This is a genomic window from Buchnera aphidicola (Muscaphis stroyani) (assembly GCF_005080865.1).
GTDB lineage: Bacteria > Pseudomonadota > Gammaproteobacteria > Enterobacterales > Enterobacteriaceae > Buchnera > Buchnera aphidicola_AG.
Map to the genome: position 1 here is coordinate 1 of NZ_CP034862.1, position 7707 is coordinate 7707.

The 7707-nt window shown below is 26.4% G+C and carries 7 protein-coding genes; 6 read left to right on the top strand and 1 reads right to left on the bottom strand.

Annotation, left to right across the window (positions count from 1 at the left end; translation table 11 throughout):
* Positions 1–47 precede the first annotated feature (47 nt).
* From leuA to leuD, 4 genes are read left to right on the top strand one after another with little or no spacing between them, the layout of a single operon-like run.
* Positions 48–1598 (top strand): 2-isopropylmalate synthase, encoded by a 1551-nt coding sequence (leuA, locus tag D9V75_RS02965; protein ID WP_158344084.1) that lies wholly within the window; start codon positions 48–50, stop codon positions 1596–1598.
* Positions 1599–1645: 47 nt separating this feature from the next.
* Positions 1646–2737, top strand: a complete 1092-nt coding sequence (gene leuB, locus D9V75_RS02970) for a 3-isopropylmalate dehydrogenase (RefSeq protein WP_158344086.1) — start codon at positions 1646–1648, stop codon at positions 2735–2737.
* Between the two features lie 4 nt (positions 2738–2741).
* Positions 2742–4145, top strand: coding sequence for a 3-isopropylmalate dehydratase large subunit (gene leuC / locus D9V75_RS02975; protein WP_158344088.1), 1404 nt, complete (start codon positions 2742–2744; stop codon positions 4143–4145).
* Positions 4146–4159: 14 nt separating this feature from the next.
* Positions 4160–4759: a 3-isopropylmalate dehydratase small subunit gene (gene leuD / locus D9V75_RS02980; protein WP_158344090.1), complete on the top strand. Its 600-nt coding sequence runs from the start codon at positions 4160–4162 to the stop codon at positions 4757–4759.
* Positions 4760–5144: 385 nt separating this feature from the next.
* Here leuD and repA (D9V75_RS02985) read toward each other — a convergent pair whose 3' ends face one another.
* Positions 5145–5996 carry a plasmid replication initiator RepA gene (repA, locus tag D9V75_RS02985; RefSeq protein WP_158344092.1) on the bottom strand — a complete coding sequence of 284 codons (852 nt, stop codon included), beginning with the start codon at positions 5994–5996 and terminating at the stop codon, positions 5145–5147.
* 304 nt (positions 5997–6300) lie between these two features.
* Here repA (D9V75_RS02985) and D9V75_RS02990 point away from each other — a divergent pair, with 304 nt between their 5' ends.
* Together D9V75_RS02990 and repA (D9V75_RS02995) are read left to right on the top strand one after the other, a co-directional pair.
* Positions 6301–6804, top strand: coding sequence for a TIGR00645 family protein (locus D9V75_RS02990; protein WP_158344094.1), 504 nt, complete (start codon positions 6301–6303; stop codon positions 6802–6804).
* 132 nt (positions 6805–6936) lie between these two features.
* Positions 6937–7692 carry a plasmid replication initiator RepA gene (repA, locus tag D9V75_RS02995; RefSeq protein ID WP_158344096.1) on the top strand — a complete coding sequence of 252 codons (756 nt, stop codon included), beginning with the start codon at positions 6937–6939 and terminating at the stop codon, positions 7690–7692.
* Positions 7693–7707: the final 15 nt, after the last annotated feature.

The following is a 7707-nucleotide window of genomic DNA, read 5'->3' on the forward strand; positions in this document are numbered from 1 at the left end:
TTTTGTTGTGTAAATTTATTTTAAAATTAATTATTGAGACAATATTAATGAATCCTAAAGTTATGATTTTTGATACTACATTACGTGATGGAGAGCAAGCTCTTCAAGCTAGTTTAAGCGTGAAGCAAAAACTACAAATTGCATTTTCTTTAGAAAAATGTGGCATAGATATAATTGAGGTAGGATTTCCAATTTCATCCCCTGGAGATTTTAAATCAGTTCAAACGATATCAAAAAATATCAAAAATAGTCGAATATGCAGTTTAGCGCGTTGCATCACAAAAGACATTGATATTGCTGCAGAAGCTATGTCTTTCTCTAATTCGTTTCGTATTCATATCTTTTTAGCAACTTCAACACTTCATATGAAGTCTAAATTAAAAAAAGATTTTAATGAAATTCTTGAAATGGCAACTTTATCAGTAAAAAGAGCTTTAAAATATACAGATGATATTGAATTTTCTTGTGAAGATGCCAGTAGAACTACAATGGATAATTTATGTCGTATTGTAGAAAAAGTTATAGACTTAGGTGTAAAAACTGTAAATATACCTGATACAGTTGGGTATACAACTCCTAATGAAATATCTTCTATTATTAAAAATTTATTTGAACGAGTACCTAACATTGATAAATCTATAATTTCAGTACATTGTCATAATGATTTAGGTATGGCAGTAGGAAACTCAATATCAGCTATACAAGCTGGTGCTCGTCAAATAGAAGGTACTATAAATGGAATTGGTGAAAGAGCTGGAAACACTGCTTTAGAAGAAGTTATTATGGCAATTAAAATTAGGGAAAATATTCTTAACGTATCAACAAATATAAAACATAAAGAGATTTATAGAACAAGTCAAATTATAAGTCAAATTTGTAATGTTCCAATTCCTTCTAATAAAGCAATAGTAGGAAGTAATGCTTTTTCTCATTCTTCTGGAATTCATCAGGATGGTGTTTTAAAAAATAGAAAGAATTATGAAATAATTTCACCTAGCAGTATTGGTCTAAAAGAAATGAAATTAAATTTGACTTCGCGTTCAGGAAGAGCTGCAGTAAAACATCACATGAATGAGATGGGATATAAAGAAACAGATTACGACATAAATGAATTATATGCTTCTTTTTTAAAATTAGCAGATAAAAAAGGACAAGTATTTGATTACGATTTAGAAGCATTAGCTTTTATTAATAAACAACAAGAAGAGTTAGAACATTTTTCTTTAAATTTTTTTAGCGTTCAATCTATTTCCAACGGTTTATCTACTGCTTCAGTTCAATTGTTATGCGGAAAAAAAATTTATACTGAATCTTCAACTAGTAGTAATGGTCCAGTTAATGCAATTTATCAAGCATTAAACAGAATCACTCATTTTCCTATTATACTGCAAAAATTTCAGCTTGTAGCTAAAGGAAAGGGTAAAGATGCTTTAGGTCAAGTTGATATTTTAGTGGAATATAAAAAAAGAAAATTTCATGGAGTTGGTTTAGCTACTGATATTATTGAAGCTTCTGCTCAAGCAATGGTTAATGTATTAAATCATATCTGGAAAGCTAATAAAGTAAATGAAAAAATTCAAAATTTAAAGAAAAAATAAAATTTAATGTAATTAACTAATTATTTGAAATTTAAGGAAAAAATTTTATGAAAAAAAAATATTCTGTTGCAGTTTTGCCTGGTGATGGAATAGGTCCTGAGGTCATGAAGGAAGCATATAAAATTTTAAATGTTTTAAAAACAGTATTTCTCATACCATTAAAGACAAATGAATTTGATGTTGGTGGGATAGCTATTGATAAAGAAGGAGTAGCACTACCAGAAAAAACGTTAATAGGTTGTGAAAAATCTGATTCAATTTTATTTGGCGCAGTCGGTGGCGAAAAGTGGAATAAATTACCGCTAAATCAACGTCCTGAAAGAGCTGCATTATTATCTTTAAGAAAGCATTTTAGTCTTTTTTCAAATTTAAGATCATCAAAATTATATGCGGAATTAAAAAATTTATCTCCTTTAAGAAAAGATATTGTAAAAGATGGTTTCGACATACTTTGTGTTCGAGAACTTACAGGTGGTATTTATTTCGGAAAACCTAAAGGACGGTTAAAAAATCAAATTTCTGAATACGCTTTTGATACAGAAATATATTACGAATATGAAATTATTCGAATAGCACACATAGCTTTTAAACTTGCTAGGTCTAGAAGAAAAAAAGTAACTTCTATTGATAAAGCAAATGTACTTCAAAGTTCTTTACTATGGAGAGAAGTAGTTGAAAATGTATCTAAAAACTATCCAGATGTTTCATTATCTCATTTATATATTGATAATGCCGCCATGCAAATTATAAAAAACCCAAGTCAATTTGATGTACTTTTATGTTCTAATTTATTTGGTGATATTATTTCTGATGAATGTGCCATGATTACTGGATCTATTGGGATGTTACCATCAGCAAGTTTAAACGAAAAAAATTTTGGATTGTATGAACCTGCTGGGGGATCTGCTCCTGATATTAAAGATAAAAATCTTGCTAATCCAATAGCCCAAATTCTCTCCGTTTCTATGTTAGTGAGATATGGTATGAAATTGTATGATATAGCAGATAAAATAGATTCATCAGTTGTTTCTGCTTTAAAAAAAGGTTATAGAACTATAGATATATCTAATGGAAGAAATTATATTAAAACCAATGAAATGGGCGACATAATTACTGATTTTTTAATTAAAAGTAAATAAAAAAATGAAAAAAACATTGTATCAAAAAATATATGATTCTCACATTGTATATACAGAAAAAAATAACGAATCTATTTTATATATAGATTTTCATTTATTACATGAAGTTACTTCACCTCAAGCTTTTGATGCATTACGCAATAAAAATCGTGAAGTTCGAAAACCTGAAAAAAATTTTGCTACTATGGATCATAATGTTTCTACGAAAACTAGAGATATCAATGCATCTGGTGAAATGGCAAAAATACAAATGAAAGAATTAATAAAGAATTGTAATGAGTTTAAGATACCACTTTATGATTTAAATCATCCTAATCAAGGAATAGTGCATGTTATAGGACCAGAACAGGGGATGACTTTACCCGGTATGACTATTGTTTGTGGAGATTCACATACATCAACTCATGGAGCATTTGGAGCATTATCTTTCGGAATTGGAACTTCAGAAGTAGAACATGTACTTGCTACTCAAACTTTAAAACAACAGCGTTTTAAAAATATGAGAATAGAAGTTGTTGGAAAAGTGGGTGAATTTATTACAGCTAAAGACATAATCTTGTTTATTATAGGAAAATTAGGTTCATCAGGAGGAGTTGGATATGTAATTGAGTTTTGTGGTGATGTAATTAAAAAAATGAGTATGGAAGAAAGAATGACAATTTGTAATATGGCGATTGAAATGGGAGCTAAATCAGGTCTTATAGAACCAGATGAAGTTACATATTCTTATTTAAAAAATAAAACTTATTCACCTACTGGTAAATTTTGGGACACATCTATAAATTATTGGAAAACTTTAAAATCTGATCGATATGCGTTTTTTGATAAAGAATTTACAATTGACGTTTCTAATTTAGATCCTCAAGTAACTTGGGGTACGAATCCTGATCAAGTTCTTTCAATTACTGATAAAATTCCAAATTTTTATCTTTTTCAAGATTTGAAGAAAAAAGATTTAGCTCAATCAGCTTGTGAATATATGGGCTTAGAACCAGGAACTTATTTGACAGACATTTCTATAGATAAAGTTTTTATTGGTTCTTGCACGAATTCTCGTATAGAAGATTTGCGTTCAGCTTCAAAACTACTTAAAAATAAAAAAATTTCAAATAATGTAAAAGCCATTGTAGTACCAGGTTCTGGTTTAGTTAAAAAAGAAGCAGAAAATGAAGGTTTAGACAAAATATTTATTAATTCGGGTTTTGAATGGAGATTGCCTGGTTGTTCTATGTGTTTAGGAATGAATAAGGATAGATTAAAAAGTGGTGAACGTTGTGCTTCAACAAGTAATCGAAATTTTGAAGGACGTCAGGGGAGAGGCGGGAGAACTCATTTAGTAAGCCCTGTTATGGCAGCTGCAGCTGCCATATATGGTCATTTTGTAGATGTAAGAAGTTTAAAAAAATAAGAGAAACTAATAGAATGTTTAAATTTACTGAGCACACTGGAACTGTAGCACCTTTAAATGTTTCTAATGTAGATACAGATATCATTATTCCTAAGCAATTTTTGCAAAAAGTAAATAAAATCGGTTTTGGTAGATATTTATTTCACGATTGGAGATTTCTTGATAAAAATCAATTAATTATTAACAAGAAATTTATTTTGAATAAAAAAATTTACAAAAAATCTAGTATTTTATTAACTCGAGAGAATTTTGGATGCGGTTCTTCGAGGGAGCATGCTGTTTGGTCGTTAATGGATTATGGGTTTAAAGTTATTATTGCTCCTAGTTTTGCTGATATATTTTACAACAATGCTTTTAATAATAAGCTTCTTTTAATTGCTTTAAAAGATAAAAAAATTGATTTTCTTTTTGAGACAGTAACTAAAGAAAAGGAATTAAAATTAACAGTCAATTTAATAAAAAATAAAATCTTTTTAAAAAATAAAAATTTTTCATTTTTCATTGATGAATTTCGTCGTTTTTGTTTGTTGAATGGATTAGATAATATTGATTTGACTATGAAACATCTTGATAAAATTAAAATTTATGAAAAAAATTTACCTTCTTTTTTATAAAGAAAAAAGAATCTTAATTTTTTAATATTTTAATTCTATTTTAAAAGCGAAATTTTTTAATGATTTCGCTTTTTTTATTGAATAGCATATGTTTATTTCTTTTTTTATTAAGTTTTAAAAGAACTGTTATTTTGCATTTATTTTATAAGAAGCATTTAACAAAAAAAACAAGATGCATTAATGATTTTTTTTATAAAAAAATTTTCATTTTTTTTATAAAAATGATTTTTTTTATAAAAAAGTTGAATTTAAAACATTATTTTTATGTACAAAAAAAAAGAAAGGAGTAAAAAAATGAAATAATGCAAATTTTAAAAAAAGAAAATCTACGTAAAATAACGTATAATTTTATATTTTTATGTTTTATGTTTTTTAAATTTTTTATTTAGTTATCTGGATACGTATTCGTGGCAATTTTCCGCAAATAATAATAACTAATATTTACTTGTTTCTTTAATCCATGTGGCCCCATTTTAGTCAATTCACTTATAGAATATTTAGCAACTAAAGCTCTCAAAATTGTTTGTCTAGCATCTTTTTCATTTAAAGAAATTAATTTTTGTGCTCTTTTTCTTTTTTTATAAAAAGAATGTCTGGATACTCTATACTTAAAAACATTCGTTATTTGAGTTTCTTTAAAACGTTGCTTAGCTTCAATTAAAGTTATTGGTTTTAATCCTTTTTCAACAAGATTTTTATTAATCCATCCTAATTGTTGTTTTTTTGCATTGATAAGTTGTTTTTCAGAAACATCAAATAACATAAAAAACAATGGAGTTAAAGTAATCATTTTAGGCATGTAGTTTCCTAATACTCTATCCCATATTTTTTTACATTTCACAAATCCCATCGGTTCCATAAAATTAGTAATTAATCTTGACGCACGTGTAATAGATTTATTTCCAGCTTTAGAAGTTGTAGATAAACCACACTCATCAGCTAATTGTTCAACGGAAGCTTGTACTAATTCGGAAGAAATATTAAAATGATAAAGCATAGCTAAAACCATAGCTCTCATAGCGCATGCACGATGCTCGTTTAATCTTCTAAATCTTTTCAAATAAAAACCTGTTTTGGGGTTTTTAGGCTGAATAATATAGTTTAATTCACATCTAGCTACATCTATTTCAGATGCTTTTTTCATTGCGTTACAAATAAAAAATGGTCTTTTTTTATTATTTTTTGGTGGGATAAAAACTGGATGTTTGTTATATATATAATTGTCTCTAGATGTCATAGTTTTTGAATACTTTGTTATAAAAATGAAATATAAATAAAATTAATTCAATATTTAAATAGTTAGTATTTTTAAAGAAATTTTTAATATATTTGTTTTCAATAATTGCATTCTTTAAAAAGATTAAGTATGTTTAACATAAATTTCAATTATTTTCAATATATAAATAATTAAATATAAAAGACTATCTTCTTTATAAAAAATAGTATGCATATTATTTATAATAATTTAATTATCAAATATTTTTTAAAATAGATTTGATATTTACAAATAAAATATCAAAAAAAACAATAAGGACTAAAAAATGGAAAAAATTATTGAAAAAACTATATATGCTTCTCGTTGGCTGATGTTTCCAGTATATGTAGGTTTATCATTTGGTTTCATATTATTAACGTTAAAATTTTTTCAACAGATAATATTTGTTCTGCCAGATATTTTAGCAATGTCTGAATCGGGGTTAGTTCTGGTAGTGTTATCATTAATTGACATAGCTTTAGTTGGTGGACTTTTGGTGATGGTTATGTTTTCCGGGTATGAAAATTTTATTTCTAAAATGGACATGAAAGATAATCAAAAAAGGTTGGGATGGATGGGTACTATGGATGTTAATTCCATCAAAAATAAAGTTGCTTCTTCAATAGTTGCAATATCTTCAGTACATCTTTTGCGTCTTTTTATGGAAGCTGAAAAAATATTAGATAATAAAATTATGCTTTGTGTTATTATTCATTTAACTTTTGTTTTATCTGCATTCGGTATGGCGTATATTGATAAAATGAGTAAAAAAAAGCAAACTATTCATTAAAAAATATTTAAATATCTAGAAATTATTAAAAAAAGTAAACTATTTGAAATATTTTAAAATAAATGTTAAAATTGATTAATTTTACTTTCAATTTTAAAAATCTGTTTTTTATTTAATTAAGTGTATTAGTTAGTGTCTAGAAAAAATTATATACATAATCCAAAACCAGTTTTTATTCCACCAAAAAATAATAAAAAAAGATCTACTTTTATATGCTATGCAATGAAAAAAGCATCTGAAACAGATGTAGCAAGAAGTATATTAAATCATACTTTACTACCTATAGACCCTAAAACTGGAAATATTATTTCTCGATTCAGACGATTAAACGAGCATCGTGCATGCGCTATGAGAGCTATGGTACTTGCAATGTTATATTATTTTGATGTTCATTCTAATTTAGTTAAAGCGTCTATTGAAAAAATGTCAGATGAATGTGGATTATCTACTTTCTCAATTTCTGGAAATAAATCTATTACACGTGCGTCAAGATTAATTACTAATTTTATGGAACCGATGGGATTTGTGAAATGCAAAAAAATATCTAATAAATATATTAATAATTATACACCTAAAAAAATATTTTTAACGCCAGTTTTTTTTATGCTGTTTCACATTTCAAAAAAAAAATTAAATGATTACTTATCTAAAAAAATAAAATTATCCCCAAACTTAAATATAAAAGAAAAAAAAATATTCATTTCCTTTCCAGATATGAAAATTATGTCTAAATTAGATGAAAAATCTGCCAAGAAAAAAATTTTAAATGCATTAATTAATTATTACTCTGCTACAGAATTAACAAAAATAGGACCTCAGGGTCTTAAAAAAAAGATAGATATTGAATATAATAATTTATGCAAGTTATATAAAAAAAATAAAAAATAAATTTACACAACAAAA

What these genes read in the sequence shown, in the direction of transcription:
- leuA (WP_158344084.1), top strand. Translation starts at nt 48, where the DNA reads ATGAATCCTAAAGTTATGATTTTTGATACTACATTACGTGATGGAGAG.
- leuB (WP_158344086.1), top strand. Translation starts at nt 1,646, where the DNA reads ATGAAAAAAAAATATTCTGTTGCAGTTTTGCCTGGTGATGGAATAGGT.
- D9V75_RS02990 (WP_158344094.1), top strand. Translation starts at nt 6,301, where the DNA reads ATGGAAAAAATTATTGAAAAAACTATATATGCTTCTCGTTGGCTGATG.
- leuD (WP_158344090.1), top strand. Translation starts at nt 4,160, where the DNA reads ATGTTTAAATTTACTGAGCACACTGGAACTGTAGCACCTTTAAATGTT.
- leuC (WP_158344088.1), top strand. Translation starts at nt 2,742, where the DNA reads ATGAAAAAAACATTGTATCAAAAAATATATGATTCTCACATTGTATAT.
- repA (WP_158344092.1), bottom strand. Translation starts at nt 5,996, where the DNA reads ATGACATCTAGAGACAATTATATATATAACAAACATCCAGTTTTTATC.